The organism is Terribacillus halophilus (assembly GCF_900162685.1).
GTDB lineage: Bacteria > Bacillota > Bacilli > Bacillales > Amphibacillaceae > Terribacillus > Terribacillus halophilus_A.
The window spans coordinates 2,168,320-2,190,114 of record NZ_LT727828.1 but is presented as its reverse complement, the minus strand read 5'-3'; the positions used below and the strand labels follow the sequence as shown (position 1 = coordinate 2,190,114).

Here is a 21,795-nt window from a genome sequence, read left to right as displayed (position 1 = left end):
TGTCCATTTGGACAGTGCCTTTTGCTTTAGATAAGCAAGCCTTCCACATTTTCAGTTTCTGTGACGATAAGGAAGATTTTCCCTTCATCTAAGTCTTCTTCAAAATCTTCCGCTTCTTCTTGAGAGAAGCCAATATCTTTTAGTTTCGCGCGCAGTTCATCACCTTGTTTACTGAACAAGCTGCCTACTGCACTTTTTGCATCCATTTCGGAAAGGCCGATTGTGTTCGCATCTACTTTGCTTGATACGCGTTTCGTGCGATCATCATCATGTGATAGGACGTAGATATTATTTTTACTAACGCCTTTTGTACTCAGCAGCTGAATGTCTTCTTGTAGTTTTTCATCGTTTGCGTATTCTCTCAAATATGGTTTCATGTGAATCTCTCCTTCAAAAATTAATGTGATAGTAAATATGTACCCGCAGATAACAAAGTTAAACTATTATATAATTCCCTAGAGAAAAGCATACATCTGTTCGCATATATGATAAACTTAAAGAAAAGCGCTTTGAATGTTTTCTGGTTATATAATCGGGAGGAGGAAGCGTTATGGCAAATATCATTGATATGGATCAGGTACGGACAAAGAAACGAATGCTTCAGTTTGCCAGGCCAAAAGGAATTGAATATGAGATTTATTTGACTGTGGTAAAGTACGTGGACAAACATGCCCGGCCAGATTCGACGAAGGAAACCATAATGACGACATCTTCCGATTTAGCTAAGGTATACAATGGAGATCGTAAGCTGTTTAAGGCGAGCTATTATGAATTGCTGAGCTATTGGAAAATCGCCTTACTTGATGAGGAATTTCCTACTGATAAAGAATTTGAGCAGTTCCCCAAACTAGGAGATTTGTGCAGTTTTATTGATCGTAAAGTACAACAAGATAAATATACAAGTTAAAGTCAGCAGCAGCTAGCTGCTGTTTTTTTGTGTAAGGATAGAAAGTACGTAACTGCGAATCCTATTGGCATGACGTTTCATTTCGCATGGGAAAGGCAATACAGAACTAATTGATCGTAAAAAGGAGAGAGTCATATGGCAAATAAAACAACTGATGTTTCGGCAGCTGAAGTAGTGGAGCTGCTGGAAATAGATGGCGGCGAGAAAGTAATTGTCTTTGGTGCTGGAAATGGCGACTTGGTTATTCCGATTGCACACAAAACGAAGGACCGTGTGACAGCGCTTGAGAAAGATGAGAGCTTATTAGATAAGCTGGCACTTCGAGCAGAAGAAGAGACACTAACGAACATTGACAGAATGCCGAGCGGCTTAGGAAGACTTAATTTTCCTGACTCGGCCTTTCAGCGTGGTCTTGCGGCATTCGTCTTAGATAGTACAGACGATATAGAATTAGCAGCTAAAGAAATCTATCGGGTAACGATTGAAAAAGGTATCTTTTTGGCACTTGGTTACAGTAAAGATCACAGTGTTGACTTGGTAGCTGATAAATTGCAAGGAGCTGGCTTTGAAGTTACGAAAGGGCAGCTGCATGAGGAACTTTACTATGTAAAAGCATATAAAGCATAAAAACCGCCATTTGGCGGTTTTTTAGCGTTGATATTACATTAACTTTTCTTCAGCATACTTGGAATATCACTTTCGGCTGTTGGGTACGCCCAAAGCAGTGACTTCAGTACTTGGATATCTGCATGTAATTCGATAGCTAATGTAAACAAATTAATGAGATGCTCAGCGTATGGGGAGAATAGATGTGCTCCTACAATTGTTTGTTTTTGCTTATCTAAAATAATTTTGCTGTAACCTTCTTGCAGTCTTGTTGTTTTATTTGTAAAGAAGGAACTAAGATCCTGATCTAGGATTGTATAGTCTTCCGGATTTTTAGCTGCATCTTCTGAATGGATACCAACAGAGGCGATACCTGGCATTGTGTAGCAAACAGAAGGCTGAACATGCTGGAAAGCGTCCTGCTGTTTCTCATCAAGCATATGTTTGATGACGCGGCTGCCTGCTTCGCCTGCGAGTGGGGTGAGCGGAAGTTTCCCATCGTCAGCACAATCTCCTGCAGCGTAAATATGAGGTGCTGAAATACTTTGTTGATTTTTATCAACTTTTATACCATTTTTACTGTAAGCAATAGATGTTTGATCCAAGCCTAAATTTTGGACATTTGGAGTTCTGCCAGCACCATGAATAACTATATCCGCTGTCAATTGTTCAGCGTTATTACCGGTTTTTACGTGCACATTATACGTATTGCCTTGCTTTTCAACAGACTCCAGTTCCGTATTGGTGCGGACATCAATGCCCATTCTTCGGCTGTAATCAACTAAATGGCTGACCGCATCAGCATCAAAGCCTTCTAAAGGCCTGTTTCCGCGATGGACAATTGTAACTTTACTGCTAAACCTTGCGGCAATATGGGCGAACTCAAAGCTGATGTATCCGCCGCCCACTAATATAATCTCTTCTGGCAGTGCATCTAATTCAAAAAATGCATCACTTGCTGTCAAATGCTCGAAACCATCCACTGGAAGCTTTGCCGGAGAGGCACCAGCAGCAAGTAAAATATAAGCGGCATGCAGCTTTTCTCCGTTAATTTCTAACGTGTAATCGTCAACAAATTTAGCATGCCCATGATAAACATGAATACCAGCTTGTTCGAATTCTTCTATTGTCGCTTCTGAAATTGGTTTGGTGAAAGTGTCTTTATGGTCACGTAACTGTTTCCAATTCAATTGGGAGTTCCCGGTAAGCCCATAACCTTCCATCCGGTTGAAGGCGTCTTGAATCTTTACAGTTTCAACTAGCACTTTCTTTGGGTCGCATCCCCACTGGGGACAGGTACCCCCAAACGGTTTATCGTCTATGATGGCTACTGACCAGCCTTTTTTTCTCGCAGCGGAAGCGGTGCTGTGGCCGCTCACACCTGAACCAATCACAATTAAATCCAGTTTTTGCATCGTATCATCCTTCCTCCGTATATCCTGTTTCCTTACCCGTAAGACTTGTTACAAAAACACATTGCTTACGAGAAGGATAAGTTCTGATAAGATAGAGAAAACAAATCTATGAAGACAAATGGATAGGAGTGGTACTTATGAAAACATTCAAATTAGCAGAACTTATCTTATACCCTACAAACCAAGATAGCTTAGAAGGGAAGGAAATGCAGCTTACAGAGGGGTTAATTATTAATAAAGAAGAAGATAACGAATGGGTGTTAGAAGCTGTACTAGGCAAAGAAGATTTGGTAATCGTAAGTAAATTATCACAAGAAGGAAATGTAGTGCTTGCTCAAGTGCGGATCACGAAGCCAGAAAATCGTCCAGCTTTATTCCTTATTCAAGTTCAGGAAGTCAATGATTTAGAGGAAGAAGGTAATGTCATCATGAGGGGCAACTTAAGAAGAGAGGATCGGCTTGATTTACTCACGACAATCAAACGTCTGCGCAAGGAAGGTAAAGCGGAAAGTGAAATTCTTGTAAACGGAACCGGTTTAGCAGAATAAGGCATTAAAAAAACAAGCTATTCTTTTATATCCCTGCTATAATAAACGTTTGAAACGTGCAATAAAGGAGTTCTAGTATGCGTACCTACGACCCGCGTTGGCGTTGGGCTAATAATATATCGCCAACTCGATTGATTATTCTATTTTATTTAGCAGCGGTATTAATATCTACTTGTCTTTTGGCATTGCCAATAGCACATCAGAAAAACACCGATCTTTCTTTTATAGATGTGCTATTTACAGCGGTAAGCGCTATTAGTGTGACAGGGCTTTCTTCCGTGCCAATTCATGAATATTTTAATACAACAGGTATTATTCTAATCGCTTTCACGATGCAGCTGGGTGGTATCGGAGTTATGACGCTTGGTACTTTCGTCTGGCTGCTGTTTGGTAAGAAAATTGGTTTCAAAGAGCGAAGACTCATCATGGCTGATCAGAATCAAGGTTCTTTTAAAGGTGCCGTGTCATTAATGCGTCAAATTCTCATTGTTGTCCTGACAATTGAACTTATTGGATTCTTAGTATTGGGTACCTATTATCTGCAGTACTTTCCAACTGCTGGAGAAGCGTATTTCCAAGGATTATTTGCATCTATAAGTGCTACGACAAACGGTGGATTTGACATTACTGGGCAGTCGCTTATTCCATTTCAAAATGATTATTTTGTACAGTTCGTACATATGCTTCTGATTGTTCTTGGTGCTATTGGCTTTCCTGTACTTATCGAAGTAAAGCATTTTATTTTCGCATCTAATGAAGAACGGAATTTTATCCGGTTCACTTTGTTTACAAAGTTGACGACAGTTACATTTTTAGTACTGATTGTTATGGGGGCTATTGTCATTGCCTTATTGGATTCCGGTCATTTTTTTGCAGATAAATCATGGCATGAGATCCTATTTTATTCGCTTTTCCAATCTGTTACGACGCGTAGCGGAGGGTTGTCCACGATGGACGTAGCACAGCTTACCGAACAAAATGAATTATTTATGTCGGCACTTATGTTTATAGGGGCTTCACCTAGCAGCGCGGGCGGAGGAATTCGCACAACGACGTTCGCTTTGGTTGTCATCGCTCTGTATCACTTTGCCAGAGGGAACAAGCAGATTAATATTTTCCGCAGAGAAATTCACGCAGAAGATTTATTCAAGGCAGTCAATGTGACGATTTTCGGTATTCTGATCGTCTTCACCTCGGCAGTTATTCTGGCATCGATTGAGCCATTTTCACTTACTGAAGTACTATTTGAAGTATGCAGTGCATTCGGAACTGTCGGCTTGAGTCTTGGTATTACCGCTGAGTTGACCGATGTGAGTAAAGTCATTCTGATGCTCTTAATGTTCCTTGGGAGAGTCGGCATTTTGACATTCCTTTATTCTTTACATCGCAAGTCTTCAGGAGCTAATTACCATTATCCGAAAGAGCGTATTATCATTGGTTAAAAAAAGACGGCAACCCAATCGGGTAGCCGTCTTTTTAAAGATATTAGCAGTAAAATGCTGCACCTACAATAATCAACAAGATGAAAAGTACAACGATTAATGCAAAACCGTTGCCACCGCCGTAGCCGCCAGTGTTTTCACAACCGCCGCCATAGCCACCGCCGCCGAAACCGCCGAAGCCACCGTATCCGTAACCCATTTTGTTTCACCTCCTAATGCTTACACCTTACTATATGGCAAACAGCCAGAAGGTGTATGGTCATCCGCCCAGTTTTACAGGTGTTTTTCTTTAGCTAGGGTATATGGAATGTATAGCTGGCGAACTAAATGCTTGTATGACAAAGAAAACGAATAAATGTCAGCTTTTGCCGAAGGTTAGGAGGAATGAACGGGGCCTGTCGAGTACATATGTAAAATGTGTGAAAAGTAAGCGATAAACTTTACTTTTTGACAAACTTTTGGCATGATAAGCTATGGAAAAGATTTGAAACTTATGAAGGATAATGGTGATGACATGATTTTGCCTGAGCACGCCAGATATTGTCTGCAACACTCAAATAAATTAATTAACTTAAATAGGCTCACACGGCAAATCGAAGTACTTCGTGAGCAAATGGCCGAAGTAGCTTTTGAAAAAGGATTTACAAGCAGTGAATCCATTGCCAAAAGCCAGGAGCTAGACAAGCTCTTGAACTTATACGAAGCAAAACGGAAAATATAAAAAGGACAGGTGCCGAAACCTGTCCTTTTTATTATGACAGCTGGTTGGAGGAAAGAAATCTCTCCAATCTGTCCATTCCTTCTTGAAGTTGTTCTATGCTGTATGCGTAGGAAAGGCGCATGTATCCTTCTCCAAGCTGTGAAAATGCATCCCCTGGCACGATTGCCAAACCGGATTTCTCGACAAGTGCTAACCCGAGTTCGAGTGAAGTCATTTGCTTGATCGGGAACTTTGGAAATATATAAAAAGCACCATTCGGCTTCTCGACTGTTAATCCCATCATTGATAGACGTTCCAAGCAGTAATCACGACGTTCTCGGTAAGCTAGACGCATTTCAGCAGGATCTTCCAAACCGTTTGTTAATGCTTCAACGGCAGCGTACTGGCTGACAGAAGAAGCACATGTTGCATTGTATTGATGTACCTTAAGCATATGGGTGCTTAACCAGGCAGGTGCTAAAGTAAATCCGATTCGCCAGCCTGTCATAGAGTGGGATTTACTTACCCCATTAATGATGATTGTCTTATGTCTAACCTGCTGAAAACCTGCAATTGAAACATGAGGCTGATCGTATGTTAGTTCACTGTAAATCTCATCGGATAAAATGAAAATATCTTTATCAGCTAAAAATACTGCAATCTCTTCCAGCTCTTCATATGTAAGTGTTACGCCTGTTGGATTAGATGGGTAAGGCAGAATAACGCACTTCGTCTGCGGCGTCATGTATTGCTCCAATACCGTCTTTGTCAATTTGAATCCATTTGCTGTTGTATCTGCAAGGACAGCTTTTGCTCCTGCAAGGGCAATAAGCGGTTCATAACCTGGATAAACTGGACCTGGTAAAATAACTTCGTCTCCTGGCTGCAGAATTGTACGCAGCGTTATATCGATTGCTTGGGAAGCTCCCGTCGTCACAATAATTTCACTCTCGGCTTGATAGGCCGGTGCGTATTTTGTATAGAATGTTTGAATTGCTTGTCGTAATTCCATTAAGCCAGCATTCGGTGTATACGTTGTTTGGTTAGAGCGGATTGCCTCGATACCTGCTTCTTTTACATGAAGCGGAGTCGGGAAATCGGGCTGACCGATTGTGAGGCTGATTATATCCTTTTTATCTGCTACCAAATTGTAAAACCGTCGAATACCGGAAATTTGAATGTCTTTTACATGCGGGTTGATATGCTGTTCCATCAAAACCCCTCCATTTTTCATACTTTCTTAACGTAATGTTCAAACAATTTTGATTATAGCGTGCTAACATTGGGAATAGCTAAGGGAAAATAAATAGGGAGGCCAATATATGAGACCTCGTAAGCTTTCTTTAGAAGAATTAGTCACGCAAAACAAAAATGAGTTATTACAAGATGATCAGGAGATGCTCCGAATTGAAGAATCGCTGGATAAGAAGTACGGTATCCAAACTGATCATATGGAATAACGATTGATACATTATAACATAGTGACATCACACAAGGAATCCCGCGTAGACGGGATTCCTTTTTCGTTTAGAAAAAGGAATTTTGGTCGAAGCTTTTGGAAGGGAGGGATGATAATGACGATTATACCGGTATTTGGAATAATAGGGGCGGTGTCGCTTTTTGCAGTTATATTCTTGTTTGTTCGATGGTTTGTCAAAAAGCAATGGTATGCCTTTTTATCGGTACTTTGTGCACATATGCTGTTAAGTTATCTGCTAAGTAAGGGGTGGCTTCCATTGCCTTTTTCACAAAGGGAATTACAGCTGATGATAACAACAGCATGCGGAATTCTCGTTTTAGTCAAATTACTGGAATACAAAAAGAAAAAGCGTACAGTTTATTAACTGCGTCGCTTTTTCTTATCGGGCCATGTAAACTGACCAAGGGAGGATGGCGTATAGTATGCGGATCTGCTGACTGGTGGCTGCTGTTTTTTCTTGGCTTCTTGCGGTGACAGATTCAAATAAGACGCAAGAATCCGTTTTGCTTGAGAGAGGGAGAGGTTCGGCTTGGGATTCCGAAAGGTCTTGTCCAATTCTCCAAGATGCGGCAGTGTCTTAAAGTCTTCTTTAGCAGCGGGAATGTGAAAATAATATTCTGCAACTTGCACCAGCATCGTTGAATGCTGGCGGCTAAGCTTTGGATGTTCCGAAAAGTGCAAACCAATTTTCTTTGCCTTGTTCTGCTCAAGCAGCTTGGCCACGGTCTGTTTCTTTAATTGGTATAAGTAGCTTGGATCAGGTGCTGTTTTCGCGTGGCGATTAACAACAAATAATGCTTTCGCAATATCATTTAATGTTGTATTTTCTTTCAATTGTGTAACCTCCTATTGCAGGAATAAACCTAGCGGAGAATGGTACTATCGTACAGAAAAGCTGTACCGTTGGCAAGTTCTTTTTTACAGCTTTTCAACATTCTGCTGCCCGTGTTTTAAGGTAAGGACGCTGATTTCGGGCGGACATGCAAATCGGATTGGCATCCTGGTTGTTCCAACGCCTCTAGATACGAATACATGCAAAGGACGGGAGCCAATCTCATAATAACGATTCGGGTAGCGTCTTCCATAAGGCGGGACAATTACCTCTCCGTAAAAAGGAATACGCACTTGACCACCATGTGAATGTCCAGAAAGCTGAACATCTACTGGTAAATGTTTTACATTATCGGCCAAATCAGGTTCATGCGCTAACAGAATTGTGAAGAGGTCATCATTGCTATGCTGTGTAGCAGCATGCAAGTTTGGTGTACTTCGTATAACATCATCGATGCCTGCAAGAATAATATGTTTCTGCTCGCGCTTTAATAGAGTAGCTGTATTATGAAGTGCTGTGAAGCCCCCGGCTTTCATATATTTTGCAACAATTGCTTCACTCTCATCGCGATAGTCATGATTGCCAAAGATCCAGTACTTTCCGAGTGGAGCGTGCAAGTCCGTTAGACAGTCAACGATTTCTTGCTTCCATTTCAGACGGATTGGTCGATCGGCGAAATCTCCTGTGAATACAATTAAATCTGCTTGCTGTTCTTGAATGTGACGAACAAGCCGTCTGAGTTTCCTAATAGAGTAATGATAACCTAAATGCAGATCACTAAACTGCACAATTTTCAGACCGCTGAATTCCTTTGGCAAACGCTCATTTGTCAGCGTATAAGATTTGGTGACCAATTTTGCTGGTTCAATGTATCTGGCATATGTAAGCCCAAGGCCTGCGCCTGCAAGCAGTGTTCCGGCAGCTGCGGATAGCCATTTTTTGTTGTTGTTTTTCATAAAGGCACCTTCTTTTAACCGTTAATAAAGGCACTCTTCCCTAAAATAAATGGAAGAATGCCTTTTGTCTTTAAATGAGAAAAAGAATGGCGAAGAAATGAAACGCCGATCCCGCAAGTACAAACATATGCCACACGGCATGGTGATAAGGGATCTTTCGCCAAACATAGAATACAGCACCAATTGTATAAAGCAGACCGCCAACGAATAAGTACAAAAGCGTTTGCTGCGGCAATACTTCAAGCAATGGTTTCCAAATGAACATAATCATCCAGCCCATTAGGAGATAAAGTATCGTTGACATGATTAGAAATTTTTTAACGAAGAAAATTTTAAATATTGTTCCGGCGATGGCGATTCCCCATACAATCCCAAAAATCGTCCATCCGAGCGGATCTCTAAGGCTGATCAGCAGTATCGGTGTATACGTACCGGCTATAAATAAATAGATAGCCGCATGATCAATAATCTGGAAAATATCTTTTGTTTTTCCTTCCGGTAATGCGTGCACAATTGTAGAGGAGAGATACATAAGCAGCATCGTCGTCCCAAAAATGGTGACAGAGACAATAACCCAAGGGTCACTCGAAAAACTCGACAGGACGATTGCAACAGCAAGGGCCGCTATACTAAGTAAAGCACCAAAACCATGAGTAATAGAATGCGCTGTTTCCTCTTTTTTTGTAAAAATATATGTTTCCAATTATTTACCTCATTTCTGCTTTGTTTCAGTATAATGCTTTTTCTAGCTTAACACCATTAAAAGCGGTTCAATCATGGAAATATTTTATGGTGCAGCTGCCCAAATGTGACACATTGCAGACGATGTCGAAATTGGTAGCCTGCCTAGGGATGTGGTAAACTGTTAGGGGTAATTGCCTCCTTCTATTGCCACAGACAAAAGGAGAGATCGAATGGCAAAATTAGAGCTTCAGGAACTCACTGAAATGATGGTGGGAGACTTAATGATTGAATCTGAAAAAGTCGCCCATGTACAATTGAATAATCCATTGGAGCACGCCTTACTTGTGCTTGTTAAATCTGGTTATTCTGTCATTCCGGTACTTGACCATACGTACAAGCTGCAAGGTATGATATCGAAAACTGCTATCTTAAATGAAGTACTTGGTATGGAGAGATTTGAGATGGAGAAGCTTTCTGAATTAAAGGTATTGGACACTATGCTGACAGATGTGCCGATTTTAAAGAAATCAGACCCATTTTTGACCGCATTGAAAGCTGTAGTGAATCAAGCTTTTCTTTGTGTGCTGGATGAGGAAGGATACTTTGAAGGAATTCTGACTCGCCGCGCTATCCTCAAGCAGATGAACAGATATCTGCATGAGCAAGTGCATTTTCACCCTGCAGGGGATAAGACCAATGCGTAAACTAGTACTTATTATGCGATGAACCCCGCTTAAATGCTTGTTGATTAGTAAAAGTTTTGTTAAAGTAATTCCATACGTTCTACATAGGAGGCCAAAACCATGAAAATGATGGATGCAAATGAAATTATCTCTTTCATTTCGAATAGTAAAAAATCTACACCAGTTAAAGTATACGTAAAAGGAAACGACTTGGATAAATTAACTTATCCGGAAGGTGTTAAAGCATTCCCAGAAGCAAATACGGCAGTTCTTTTTGGTGAATGGAGCGAGCTGGAAGGCTTCCTTAAAGATACAGGCGCGATTGAAGACTATGTCATCGAGAATGACCGTCGCAATTCAGCTATTCCGCTTTTGGATATGAAAGGTATCAACGCCCGCATCGAGCCAGGCGTAGTGATTCGTGATCAAGTGGAAATCGGTGATGGAGCAGTTATTATGATGGGTGCTTCCATTAACATCGGTTCTGTAATCGGCGAAGGAACAATGATTGATATGAACGTTGTAATGGGTGGGCGTGCTACTGTAGGTAAAAACTGCCACGTTGGTGCAGGTACTGTCTTGGCAGGCGTAATTGAACCGCCATCTGCGAAACCAGTTGTTATTGAAGATGATGTTGTGATTGGTGCGAACGTTGTCGTCTTGGAAGGCGTGACAGTTGGAAAAGGTTCCATCGTTGCTGCAGGTGCGATTGTGACAGAAGATGTAGCTCCAAACACACTTGTTGGCGGAACACCGGCACGCGTATTAAAAGAAATTGATGATCAAACGAAATCCAAGACAGAGATTCGTCAAGAACTTCGTAAATTGAACTAACAAAGAAAGGAGCAGCTGCTGCTCCTTTTTTTATTATCACATAAAGCAGGTGAAAAAAATGGAAAACAAGTTGATTCAAATCAGAAGAGATTTACATCAAATTCCGGAGCTCGGTTTCCAAGAGGAAAAAACACAAGCGTATTTGCTCGAGTACATACAACAGCTGCCGCAGGAGCATCTTCAGATTAAAACTTGGCGGACAGGCATTATTGTAAGTGTTACGGGGGCTGACGGGTCAAAAACAATTGGCTTCCGAACCGATATTGATGGATTGCCCATAACTGAAGAAACGGGACTGCCTTATGAGTCGCAGCATGAAGGACGTATGCACGCCTGTGGTCATGATTTACATATGACAATTGCATTAGGCGCACTAACGGCCTGCGCAAATAAACAACCTGTGCAGAATATCGTTTTTATCTTTCAGCCTGCTGAGGAAGGTCCAGGAGGCGCACTGCCGCTTTTAGAAAGCGGCGTGTTGAAAGAATGGCAGCCGGATGAAATCTTTGCGCTCCACATTGCACCAGAACTGCCGGTCGGAACGGTTTCCTCCAGGCCAGGTATTCTCTTTGCTAATACTAGCGAGCTGTTTCTGGATTTCAAAGGCAAAGGCGGTCATGCTGCATATCCGCACTTAACAAAGGACATGGTTGTTGCAGCTAGTACCTTCATAACGAATATGCAGGGGATAGTCGCTCGTAATCTTGATCCCTTACAAAGTGCTGTTATTACGATTGGTAAAATGGAAAGCGGGTTTGTGCAGAATACAATTGCGGAGACTGCTCGGTTGGAAGGAACAATACGGACGATGGATCCAGAGGCAATTGCAGTAGTAAAACAGCATATCGAGCAGCAGGCGAAGGGGCTGGAGATCAGCCATGATTGCCAGATTAGTATTGATTACGGCTCCAATTATTATCAAGTGTATAACGATAACACGAAAGTAGAAGCTTTTCAGAAGGCGATAGCAAGGACTTCCTTAACATACAAAGAGGCCAACCCTGCCATGACTGGGGAAGATTTTGGTTACATGCTGAAGGAAATACCAGGCTTTATGTTCTGGCTGGGAGTCAATTCTCCGTATGGATTGCATCACAGTAAATTGACGCCGGACGAACAAGCGATAAACTGCGGTGTTGAAGCGGTTTTAACGTATATAAACGAAGCATAAAGAAAAAGCGCAAAGCTTATTGCTTTGCGCTTTCTTCTGTCCGCTGCAGAAATACTTGGTGTGGATAAGGTATTTCGATGCCTTCATTGTCGAAAGCTTCCTTGATTGCCTTTTTCATATCTCTTTCAGCGCCATATTGTTCCATATTGGCAGTGTGCCCGATGATCCGCAATGTCACTTCAGATGCTCCCAGTTCTTGTACACCGATTACGTCCGGGCCTTCCCGGAAGCGTTCGTCATGCTGGAAATCTTCACAGATACCTTGAAGAACACGAAGTGCATGATCGATATCATCTTCATAACTGATGCCAATGTCGACCATCGCACGCATATTTCCACGAGAATGATTGCTAATACCGGTAATATTTCTGTTCGGGATAAAATTTAATGTCCCATCAAAGCTTCTAACTTGCGTTGTGCGCAATCCTACTTCTTCTACTACCCCGTTATAGCCTGAAGCCGTAATCACATCTCCTACTTCGATTTGTCTTTCAAGTAGGATGAAGAACCCTGTCACCACATCGCTTACTAATCCTTGCGCACCAAAACCAATGGCCAATCCAATAATACCGGCTCCGGCAATTAGCGGTCCAATTTGAATATCAAATACGCCAAAAATCATAACAACAAGCAGGAAAATCAATGTATACCCATATGTATTGAGCAACAGCTTCTCTAGCGTCACCATTCTGCTGGTTGATATGCGCTGTTTAGTGCTGGCTTTATTTAAGCTGGAGCTAATAAGTTTTTTACCTACTGCTCGTAAAACAAAATAACCAATTACTATTAGCAATAGTTGCAGACCAACTGAGATGATGACCTCAATTAACCCGTCGTAATTAAAATTTAGTCCGTCTGTTAAAAAATTCATAGAATGTCTCCTTTTCCGATTATCAACTCTAGGTGTATTCCCTGTTACATTCTACATGAAACGTCATGTAACGCAAGGTGTGATTTTGGCATATAGTGACACTGGTGAAAAGAAGGAGGAGAGTTCGTGATCGGGAAAATTGCACCTCAATTCGAGATACCTGCTATTATGCCGGATGGAAGGACAGCAGCTGTCAGCCTGAAACAAAGTATAGGGTCTGAAAGATGGCTTGTGCTCTTCTTTTATCCACGTGATTTTAGTACCGTCTGTCCAACGGAATTAAATGACTTGTCAGATAGGATGTCTGCTTTTGACGCATTAAATGCAGACGTCATTGCGGTTTCTACAGACAGTCTCGCATCTCATCTGGCCTGGCAGCAAACGCCGCGAGAGGAAAACGGAATAAAAGGTACCGCATATCCGCTTGCTTCGGATTTCACAGGTAATGTGTCCCAAGCTTATGGCGCGTTAAATGCAGGAGACTACACGTCGCAACGGATGACACTCATCATCGACCCAACTGGAATTATCTGCTATTGTGTCATGCATGCAGACTTGGTAGGACGAGAAACAACAGAATTGCTGCGTGTATTGGAGGCTCTTCAGACAGGAGGAGCTTGCGGTGTGAATTGGCAGCCAGGTGACGAACAGCTTAAACAGGAGGAGGTATAATATGCTATCTCAATTACCTCCCGTCATTGATCAGCAGTCGAAAAATTGGCTCATCCAGCCTGAACAGCAAACAGGAGGTCGCCCGCTAGTTGTCTTCTTTTGGTCGATAAGCTGTACGATGTGCAAAGAAAAAATGCCTAGCTTTTTACACTTTGCCAAAGAGGAATCGACATTTTTTGATATGCTATTTGTTCATGTTCCACGTTCAGCAGCGGATTTGGCTGTACATGAGATCAAGGAATATATGCAGCAATCAGACGTTCCCGTTTACTTGGATCATAAGCATCAAATGAAGAATACGTTTCGTGTTCAGAAACTGCCCAGTATTGCCTTAATTGACAGAAACGGAAGGTTACGGCATATACAAGCAGGCGGTAATTTTACAACGATGCTGACAAAACAGCTCGATGGATTGAAATACAGTTAAGCATGCTTTCTCCTTGTGAGCAATTCATGGTAAGCTTGCTCTATCAGAAAATAAAGGATGAGCGATATGAGCAAGCTGCTATACAGAGAGAATAGTTTTTGCCAGAACTGGCAGACGGTAGTGACCGATACATATGAGAAAGATGGACTGTATTTTGTTGCGTTGCAGGAAACAGCATTTTACCCCGGTGGCGGAGGACAGCCAGCCGATAAAGGTTCCATTGCCGGAGTAGAAGTGAAGGCGGTTGAAATGAAAGAGGATGTTCCTTATTATGGTTTGGAATCGCAGGTGAATAAACAGGTAGATTGCCAAATCGACTGGGAGCATCGATTTGATTTGATGCAGCAGCACACGGGACAGCATTTATTGTCTGCTAGCTTTAGAATGACAGCTGACCGGGAAACGGAAGGGTTCCATCTCGGACAGGATGACGTAACAATTGACGTAGCAGGTGACAAACTAACCAATAAAGAGCTTATAGAAGTCGAACGCAAAGCAAACCAGCTGCTGTACGATGATATAGGCATCTCCAGTTATTATGTTACTTCCGAGCAGCTAGCGAGGCTGCCCGTTGTCAAGCAGCCGACTGTTACGGAAAACGTTCGGATTGTTGAGGTTGAAGGTGTGGAATATAATCCTTGTGGAGGGACACATGTCCGATCTACAGGTCAAGTAGGTATAATTAAGATATTAAAGGTGGAGAAACAAAAACAAGCACAACGGATATATTTCCAATGTGGTAAGCGGGCATTTGAAACAACAAAAACTATATTTGAGATTGTGGATAAAGCAGCAGCGCAGTTTCAAACAAATCGTATGGACGTGCTTGAACGACTGGAAAAGCAGTCAGCTGATTTGCAATCTGCTGTAAAACATGCAGAGGAACTAGAAAATCAGCTCGAGGAGTTGGAGCTAAAGGAAATCATGCAAACAGAAGAGCGCATGACTATTCGCTCTTTGGAAGGTAAGACAGTCAAAGCATTGCAGCGAATGGCAGGTACGGCAGCGGAATCGGGTAAAGATTTTGTTATTCTGTCCAACTATTCGGACAAGAAACTAGTACTGGCCAGCCATTTAGAAGGTGTGCATAGCGGCAGTTTGTTCCGTGAATCACTAGCTGAATTCAACGGTAAGGGCGGAGGAAATGCGCAGGTGGCACAGGCGAGTTTCTCTTCCCAAGAAGATTTGGAACGTTATGTCGACTTTCTAAAGGAACATTATCAGAGCATCGTTTAATCGATGCTTTTTTTATTTGCCCGGAAATCAGACTTTTTTAAATTATCGTAAATTCATGCTGGTAAATTAGTTCGGAACCCGATATATTAGAACATGCGACGAAATGTGGAGGGAGAGAAAGGGCTTTGAATATTTTCCGAAAGTTAAAGGAATTCTACTGGCCGCACCGACGAAACTTCTATTTTTCACTCTTGTTTATTGCAGTTGTAACTGCAATTACAGTTGTTTACCCAGTCATTTTGCAAATTACGATTGATGATGTTGTGCTGGGGAACCAGTATGAGCTTATTCCTATGTTGTCAGCTGTATTCATTTTGTTGATGCTTATCAAAGGGATATCCAATTTTCTGCAGCAGTATTTAGGGGACTTGTTTGGTGTACAGACTGTTTTCCGAATGCGGAACAGCTTGTATCAAAAACTCCAGCGGTTAAGCTTCACGTATTATGACAATGCCAGAACAGGCGATTTGATGTCCAGACTGACTGCTGACGTGGAGGGGATTCGTTTTTTCCTATCAGCAGGAGTAGGGCAATTACTGAGAGTTATCTTATTAATTGTTATCAGCTTAGGAGTTATGTTTTTCTATTCCATTCCGCTTGCCCTTATCACAATGGTTTCTATGCCATTTCTGGCGATTGTAGTATATCGTTTCGATCGTCGTGTGCATCCAGCTTTCCGCAAAATCAGATCCTCTCTCGGCGTGCTCAATACGCGCGTACAGGAAAATATCAGTGGCATGAACACGGTAAAGTCATTGTCACGAGAAGATTTCGAAATCGGTCGTTTTACCACCAATAATTCCACATACCGTGATAACTACATTTCTACTTCAAAAATATGGGCAAAGTTTTTCCCGCTCATGGAACTAATCGGCAATATTTGCATGGTTGTACTTATTTCATATGGAGGCTATCTAGTCATAACGGAACGGCTTGAGCTTGGTGCTCTTGTTGCCTTCTTCAGCTTAGTCACTTATATATTAGGACCGCTTGCCAACCTCGGGTTTATTATCAATATGTTTTCACAAGCGAAAGCTTCTGGTGAGAGGCTGCTTGAAGTCTTGGAAGCAAAGGAAGATATCGTTGAGCATACACAGCCGCTTCCGAAAAGAAAGATTCGCGGTCATGTGACATTCAACCAAGTATCCTTGCAATATACGAAAGAAGATGACTTAGCGTTAAAGGATGTCAGCTTTGATGCACCTCCTGGAAAAATAATCGGTTTGGTAGGAGGAACAGGAGCGGGTAAAACAAGTATCACGCAGCTGATTACGCGTTTTTATGAACCTGCTTCAGGCGAAGTCTACATAGATGGAAAGCTGGTGCAGGACTATGATTTAAGGTCGCTGCGGCAGCATATTGGCTTCGTCTTGCAAGAGGCATTCCTTTTCTCAACAACGATTAAAGAAAATATCGCTTATGGAAATCCAGATAACATCAGCTTCGAACAAATTGTCGCTGCAGCGAAACGAGCGCAAGCACATGACTTTATTATGGAGCTGCCCAATCAGTATGACACGATGCTTGGCGAACGTGGGATGGGTCTGTCTGGAGGGCAGAAACAGCGTATCGCGATTGCACGAGCACTGCTGATAGACCCGAGTATTTTAATTTTGGACGATGCGACAAGTGCAGTAGATATGCAGACAGAAGTGAAGATTCAAAGGGCAATGAAAGAAGTGATGAAAAACCGGACGACATTTATCATTGCTCACCGTATTTCCTCGGTTAAGCATGCAGATGAAATTATCGTACTAGATAACGGAGCAGTTGCCGAGCGGGGGACGCATGATTTTCTCTTGCAAAATGGTGGTTTGTACCAACGTATTTATGACATCCAATACCAAGATCAAAAAGCAATTATGCGCTCTGCGCAGTAAGGAGGGGAAACAGTGGAGAACCTGCAATCGAATCAGCAACGGCACACAAACAGATTCCACTATTCGCAGGATCAAGTCATGGAAAAGCCTTTTGATTGGGGGCAGATAAGACGGCTACTCGCGTATATAAAACCGTACAGCAAAACATTGCTGCCTGGTGCGATTATTACGATGCTGCTAGCAACGCTCATCCGCTTGCTCATTCCAATTTTAATCGGAAAAGTGGCAATTGATATAGCCATCGCAACAGGAAATACACGTTATCTCGTTTATCTGGTCATGTTGATTGGCGGTTTGTATATCTTAAGCTATGCAGCCAATATATTTCGGATCAAATGGGTGAATATCCTTGGTCAGCATGTGATTTATGATTTGCGTAAAGCGCTTTTCAGTCATATACAACATTTGTCTCATCGCTTTTTTGATACTCGTTCTGCCGGATCGATCTTGGTTAGAATCTTGAATGATATCAATTCGTTACAGGAACTGTTTACCAACGGAATTATTAACTTGTTAACAGATTCTGTAATGCTAATAGGGATCATTGCCATTTTGTTCTTCCTTAGTCCTAAGCTTGCTATAGCAGTGCTGATTATACTGCCGCTTATGTTTTTCATTTCCACAAGACTAAGACGAAATATCCGGCGTTCCTGGCAGCAAGTGCGCATGCAGAAATCTCGACTTAATTCACACCTGAATGAAGCGATTCAAGGCATACGAGTGACGCAGTCTTATGCTCAGGAACCGGAGAATACCGATTACTTTGAAGCACTTAACCGAGATAACTTTGAGAGTGAGCGGATCGCTACGAAAAAAAGCGCATATTTCGGTCCATTTGTAGAAATGAGCAATGCGGTCGGAACAGTCATTCTAATTGCATATGGTGCTCATTTGATATTGACCAATCAGATTGAAATCGGCACATTCGTAACATTTGCTTTCTTCCTAGGTATGTTTTGGGAGCCAATCTCCCGCTTAGGTCAAATATACAACCAGCTACTTGTAGCGATGGCATCGTCGGAGCGAATTTTTGAATTTCTTGATGAAGAACCAAATGTTAAAGAACAAAGAAATGCGAAACGTTTTCCCGAAATGAGAGGGGATATTCGCTTTGAAAAAGTGGTATTTGCCTACAATTCAGATCGTATTGCACTGCATGAAATTAATTTACACATCCAAGCAGGCCAGACAGTGGCACTTGTCGGGCACACAGGTTCCGGAAAATCAACAATCGCTAACTTGATCAGCAGATTTTATGATCCAACTGCAGGTACAGTGAAAATAGATGGGGAAGACTTACGTGAAGTAAGGCTGCAAGATGTAAGACAGCAAATTAGTGTTGTCTTGCAGGATACGTTTGTCTTTTCGGGAACAATCATGGAAAATATACGCTTTGGCAACCCCGAAGCAAGCGATGAACAAGTAAGGGAAGCTGCACGCATCGTTGGTGCAGATGATTTTATCCAGCGATTGGCGGATGACTACGAAACAGAAGTAGAGGAACGGGGAAATATCTTATCAGCAGGAGAACGACAGTTGCTGTCATTTGCGCGGGCGATGCTTGCTAATCCACGAATTATTATTCTTGACGAAGCAACAGCAAGTATTGATACAGAAACAGAACTCAAGATCCAGCATGCCCTGCAAACATTATTGCAAGGACGCACAGCAATTATGATCGCACATCGACTGTCCACTATTCGGGAATCAGATAATATCATCGTCCTTGAACAAGGACGCATCTTAGAGCAAGGCAATCATAGCAGTTTAATGGAAAGACAAGGGAATTATTATGAACTCGTAAAAACACAGTTCCAATCCGAAGAGCATTAATTTAGACGAAGATCATGCAGCGTGTGAATCGAAAGATGGTGAATTCTTTTATTAGAATTTACCATCGTTCGTTTTTTATTGGACAGGATGCTTCCTTTATGAGAATCGATTGTTGCGGTCTTCCGTTATATCCCGCCTCATTCTTTTGGGTAATTTTTTCTTCTATGGGCATAACAAGAGAAGCGATTATTCTATAAAGAAAGCAGGGATGCACGTTGTTCGCATATGATAGTGTCATTTTAGCTCGAATGCTTACGTCCATGACGCTGGTTTTTCACATCATTTTCGCAACGATTGGTGTCGGTGTGCCACTGTTAATTAGTGTAGCCGAATATATCGGAATTAGAAAACGAGACCCGCATTACGTATTATTAGCACGACGATGGACGCGAGGCTTTGTCATTATAGTAGCAGTCGGTGTCGTAACCGGTACTGCCATCGGTCTGCAGTTATTTCTCTTATGGCCAACATTTATGCAGATAGCTGGTCATGTCATTAGTTTGCCGCTTTTTATGGAGACATTCGCTTTCTTCTTTGAAGCGATTTTCCTTGGAGCCTATATCTATACCTGGGATCGATTTAAAGGACGCTATACGCACTGGTACCTTTCCTTACCTGTTATTATCGGCGGCGGTATGAGTGCCGTGTTTATTACAAGCGTTAATGCTTTCATGAACACACCGCAAGGCTTCACTTTAGTCGGAAGGACCATCACTTCGGTAGAGCCGCTAAAAGCGATTTGGAATCCGGCAACGCCATCTAAGGTCTTTCATGTACTGACTTCTTCTTATATGACATGTGGAGCAGTTCTAGCTGCGATTACCGCGTTTTTTATATTGAAGTACGGCAACAACAAATACTACAAAAAAGCATTGAAAGTTACCATGATTGTAACTTTGATTTTTTCCATTTTTACAGCAATTGCGGGTGACACATCCGCCAAATTCCTAGCCTCGTATCAGCCTGAAAAACTGGCTGCGGCAGAATGGCATTTCGAAACAGAAAAAGGAGCCGATCTAATTCTTTTCGGAAAATTAACAGAAGACAATGAAGTGAAAGGCGCTATTCATCTGCCAAAGCTGCTTAGTTTCTTATCCTTCGGTGACTTCAATAGTGAGGTTATTGGGTTGGATCGGGTAGATGCAGATTTAATACCGCCTTTGTGGATTCATTATATGTTTGATTTGATGGTCACACTTGGCGCATACAGTATCATGATTAGTATGCTGTTTGTACTGTTTATGTTTTGGAAAAAAAGAGACCAATATAACAAATGGCTGCTGCGAGCGATTGTCATCAATGCCCCATTTGCCATGCTTGCACTCGAGTTTGGCTGGATTTATGCAGAGGTAGGAAGGCAGCCATGGATTATGCGTGGGTATTTGCGCGTGGCAGAAGGAGCTGTCTCCTCGCCGTATGTCCATATTGCCTTTGCCATGTTCCTGATTCTGTATGTACTTCTCGGTACTTTTGTAACGGTTGTACTTGTCCGTCTGTACAAGAAGAACCCGATTCAGAAGGAGTGGGAACAGCGGTTTCCGGATACGTTGTTTGGAGGTGACCAAAAATGAGTTACGAAATCTTAGGGCTCTCTGCTCTATGGTTTTTCCTTTTTGCTTACTTGATTATCGCGTCAATTGATTTCGGTGCGGGGTTCTTTGCTTATTATGCAAAGCAAACAAAGAAAGACCATATCTTAAACAGGCTGATTGCACGCTATCTATCACCAGTTTGGGAAATCACAAATGTGTTTTTCATTTTCTTCTATTATGGACTAGCTGGTTTCTTCCCTGATGCGGGTTATTACTACGGTTCTGCTATGCTGATACCAGGTTCCATAATTTTAGTTTTGATTGGGATTCGAGGGTCCTTTTATGCCTTCGAGAATTACGGCTCTCGCAGCAGCTTGTTGTATACGTTTCTATATGGAGCAAGCGGATTGCTTATTCCAGCTGCAATTGCTACTGGGCTTACAATTTCAGAAGGCGGATTCTTGAGAGAGGCGAATGGCAGTGTATACTTACGTTATACAGAATTGCTGACAAATCCATTCTCCTGGGCAGTTGTCTTCCTGGCAATTGTTTCTGTCTTATATATCAGCGCAAACTTCCTGACATATTACGCAAGTAAAGCGGGGGATGAGCCAGCAAAGAAACTTTTGCGTTCTTATGCGCTGTTTTGGGCAGCACCGCAGATTATTGCCAGTTTGACCGCATTTATTGCTATAAGCAGACAAAATCCAGAGCATTACAACAATATGCTTAATCTTTGGTGGATGTTTGGGCTGTCAGTATTATTCTTTTTAATCGCAGTTTACTTAATTTACAAAGAAAAACGTTTCGGACTTTCGTTCATCTGTGTGATGCTGCAGTTCTTTTTTGCCCTTTTAGGATATGGTATCGCACATATGCCTTATATATTGTACGATCAAATTCAAGTAGCGGCTGATGCGACGCTTCCGGCAATGGGCACCGCATTGCTATTGGCGTTTGGAGGCGGTCTGCTCATGCTGATTCCATCCCTGATACTCGTGATGCGTATGTTTCTTTTCGATGCAGAATATGTGAAAGGAAAGAAATGATACAACCTTGACTGTTTATGATAGACTATTATTAGTT

At 42.0% G+C, this 21,795-nt stretch carries 24 protein-coding genes and 1 pseudogene; 17 read left to right on the top strand and 8 right to left on the bottom strand.

The window, feature by feature from the left end:
• Positions 1-26 precede the first annotated feature (26 nt).
• Positions 27-377 carry a YflT domain-containing protein gene (locus B1K52_RS15750; RefSeq protein WP_077309911.1) on the bottom strand — a complete coding sequence of 117 codons (351 nt, stop codon included), beginning with the start codon at positions 375-377 and terminating at the stop codon, positions 27-29.
• A gap of 173 nt (positions 378-550) precedes the next feature.
• Here B1K52_RS15750 and B1K52_RS15745 point away from each other — a divergent pair, with 173 nt between their 5' ends.
• On the top strand, positions 551-907 hold the full coding sequence (locus tag B1K52_RS15745) for a hypothetical protein (RefSeq protein WP_077309909.1): 357 nt from the start codon (positions 551-553) through the stop codon (positions 905-907).
• A gap of 135 nt (positions 908-1,042) precedes the next feature.
• Positions 1,043-1,534 carry a class I SAM-dependent methyltransferase gene (locus B1K52_RS15740; RefSeq protein WP_077309907.1) on the top strand — a complete coding sequence of 164 codons (492 nt, stop codon included), beginning with the start codon at positions 1,043-1,045 and terminating at the stop codon, positions 1,532-1,534.
• Between the two features lie 38 nt (positions 1,535-1,572).
• Here the strand turns inward: B1K52_RS15740 and B1K52_RS15735 are convergent, their stop codons facing one another.
• Positions 1,573-2,928 (bottom strand): dihydrolipoyl dehydrogenase family protein, encoded by a 1,356-nt coding sequence (locus B1K52_RS15735; protein WP_077309905.1) that lies wholly within the window; start codon positions 2,926-2,928, stop codon positions 1,573-1,575.
• Between the two features lie 137 nt (positions 2,929-3,065).
• On the opposite strand from B1K52_RS15735, the gene B1K52_RS15730 reads away from it, so the two are divergent.
• Both B1K52_RS15730 and B1K52_RS15725 read left to right on the top strand, forming a co-directional pair.
• Complete coding sequence (locus B1K52_RS15730; protein ID WP_077309903.1) at positions 3,066-3,476, top strand: YwpF family protein; 411 nt, start codon at positions 3,066-3,068, stop codon at positions 3,474-3,476.
• A 77-nt stretch (positions 3,477-3,553) separates the two neighbouring features.
• Entirely contained in the window at positions 3,554-4,918 is a 1,365-nt protein-coding gene (locus tag B1K52_RS15725) for a TrkH family potassium uptake protein (RefSeq protein ID WP_077309901.1), read from the top strand.
• Between the two features lie 43 nt (positions 4,919-4,961).
• On the opposite strand, the pseudogene B1K52_RS18510 reads toward B1K52_RS15725, so the two are convergent.
• Positions 4,962-5,048 (bottom strand): annotated as a pseudogene (locus tag B1K52_RS18510) (YjcZ family sporulation protein); the annotation flags it as partial.
• 363 nt (positions 5,049-5,411) lie between these two features.
• On the opposite strand from B1K52_RS18510, the gene B1K52_RS15715 reads away from it, so the two are divergent.
• The gene (locus B1K52_RS15715) at positions 5,412-5,639 is read left to right on the top strand and encodes an aspartyl-phosphate phosphatase Spo0E family protein (protein WP_306278132.1); all 228 of its coding nucleotides are present in this window, start codon (positions 5,412-5,414) and stop codon (positions 5,637-5,639) included.
• A 31-nt stretch (positions 5,640-5,670) separates the two neighbouring features.
• Here B1K52_RS15715 and B1K52_RS15710 read toward each other — a convergent pair whose 3' ends face one another.
• Entirely contained in the window at positions 5,671-6,831 is a 1,161-nt protein-coding gene (locus B1K52_RS15710; protein WP_077309897.1) for an aminotransferase A, read from the bottom strand.
• Positions 6,832-6,940: 109 nt separating this feature from the next.
• Here B1K52_RS15710 and B1K52_RS15705 point away from each other — a divergent pair, with 109 nt between their 5' ends.
• Both B1K52_RS15705 and B1K52_RS15700 read left to right on the top strand, forming a co-directional pair.
• Entirely contained in the window at positions 6,941-7,078 is a 138-nt protein-coding gene (locus B1K52_RS15705; protein WP_077309895.1) for an FbpB family small basic protein, read from the top strand.
• A 114-nt stretch (positions 7,079-7,192) separates the two neighbouring features.
• Positions 7,193-7,462 (top strand): hypothetical protein, encoded by a 270-nt coding sequence (locus B1K52_RS15700; RefSeq protein ID WP_077309893.1) that lies wholly within the window; start codon positions 7,193-7,195, stop codon positions 7,460-7,462.
• Here the strand turns inward: B1K52_RS15700 and B1K52_RS15695 are convergent.
• The 3 genes from B1K52_RS15695 to trhA form a co-directional block, all read right to left on the bottom strand.
• Complete coding sequence (locus B1K52_RS15695) at positions 7,459-7,932, bottom strand: YkyB family protein (RefSeq protein ID WP_077309891.1); 474 nt, start codon at positions 7,930-7,932, stop codon at positions 7,459-7,461. The genes B1K52_RS15700 and B1K52_RS15695 overlap by 4 nt on opposite strands.
• Before the next feature lie 84 nt (positions 7,933-8,016).
• The gene (locus B1K52_RS15690; protein ID WP_077309889.1) at positions 8,017-8,886 is read right to left on the bottom strand and encodes a metallophosphoesterase; all 870 of its coding nucleotides are present in this window, start codon (positions 8,884-8,886) and stop codon (positions 8,017-8,019) included.
• Positions 8,887-8,956: 70 nt separating this feature from the next.
• On the bottom strand, positions 8,957-9,589 hold the full coding sequence (gene trhA, locus B1K52_RS15685) for a PAQR family membrane homeostasis protein TrhA (protein ID WP_077309887.1): 633 nt from the start codon (positions 9,587-9,589) through the stop codon (positions 8,957-8,959).
• 211 nt (positions 9,590-9,800) lie between these two features.
• Between trhA and cbpB the strand changes: the two genes are divergently transcribed.
• The 3 genes from cbpB to B1K52_RS15670 all read left to right on the top strand — a co-directional run bounded on the left by cbpB (position 9,801) and on the right by B1K52_RS15670 (position 12,258).
• Positions 9,801-10,274, top strand: a complete 474-nt coding sequence (gene cbpB, locus B1K52_RS15680; RefSeq protein ID WP_077309885.1) for a cyclic-di-AMP-binding protein CbpB — start codon at positions 9,801-9,803, stop codon at positions 10,272-10,274.
• Positions 10,275-10,373: 99 nt separating this feature from the next.
• Entirely contained in the window at positions 10,374-11,087 is a 714-nt protein-coding gene (gene dapD, locus B1K52_RS15675; protein WP_077309883.1) for a 2,3,4,5-tetrahydropyridine-2,6-dicarboxylate N-acetyltransferase, read from the top strand.
• 58 nt (positions 11,088-11,145) lie between these two features.
• Entirely contained in the window at positions 11,146-12,258 is a 1,113-nt protein-coding gene (locus tag B1K52_RS15670; RefSeq protein WP_077309881.1) for an N-acetyldiaminopimelate deacetylase, read from the top strand.
• 16 nt (positions 12,259-12,274) lie between these two features.
• On the opposite strand, the gene B1K52_RS15665 is transcribed toward B1K52_RS15670, so the two are convergent.
• Positions 12,275-13,129 (bottom strand): mechanosensitive ion channel family protein, encoded by an 855-nt coding sequence (locus tag B1K52_RS15665; protein ID WP_077309879.1) that lies wholly within the window; start codon positions 13,127-13,129, stop codon positions 12,275-12,277.
• A gap of 126 nt (positions 13,130-13,255) precedes the next feature.
• Between B1K52_RS15665 and B1K52_RS15660 the strand changes: the two genes are divergently transcribed.
• The 7 genes from B1K52_RS15660 (at position 13,256) to B1K52_RS15630 (ending at position 21,758) form a co-directional block, all read left to right on the top strand.
• Positions 13,256-13,801, top strand: a complete 546-nt coding sequence (locus B1K52_RS15660) for a peroxiredoxin (protein WP_256855939.1) — start codon at positions 13,256-13,258, stop codon at positions 13,799-13,801.
• 1 nt (position 13,802) lies between these two features.
• Positions 13,803-14,228 (top strand): TlpA disulfide reductase family protein, encoded by a 426-nt coding sequence (locus tag B1K52_RS15655; RefSeq protein WP_077309877.1) that lies wholly within the window; start codon positions 13,803-13,805, stop codon positions 14,226-14,228.
• Positions 14,229-14,294: 66 nt separating this feature from the next.
• Entirely contained in the window at positions 14,295-15,464 is a 1,170-nt protein-coding gene (locus tag B1K52_RS15650) for an alanyl-tRNA editing protein (protein ID WP_179106578.1), read from the top strand.
• A gap of 125 nt (positions 15,465-15,589) precedes the next feature.
• Positions 15,590-17,344: an ABC transporter ATP-binding protein gene (locus B1K52_RS15645; RefSeq protein ID WP_077309873.1), complete on the top strand. Its 1,755-nt coding sequence runs from the start codon at positions 15,590-15,592 to the stop codon at positions 17,342-17,344.
• Positions 17,345-17,422: 78 nt separating this feature from the next.
• The gene (locus tag B1K52_RS15640; RefSeq protein WP_077310628.1) at positions 17,423-19,177 is read left to right on the top strand and encodes an ABC transporter ATP-binding protein; all 1,755 of its coding nucleotides are present in this window, start codon (positions 17,423-17,425) and stop codon (positions 19,175-19,177) included.
• Positions 19,178-19,392: 215 nt separating this feature from the next.
• Positions 19,393-20,748, top strand: coding sequence for a cytochrome ubiquinol oxidase subunit I (locus B1K52_RS15635; protein WP_254391837.1), 1,356 nt, complete (start codon positions 19,393-19,395; stop codon positions 20,746-20,748).
• On the top strand, positions 20,745-21,758 hold the full coding sequence (locus B1K52_RS15630; protein ID WP_077309871.1) for a cytochrome d ubiquinol oxidase subunit II: 1,014 nt from the start codon (positions 20,745-20,747) through the stop codon (positions 21,756-21,758). Before B1K52_RS15635 ends, B1K52_RS15630 begins: the two co-directional genes overlap by 4 nt.
• Positions 21,759-21,795: the final 37 nt, after the last annotated feature.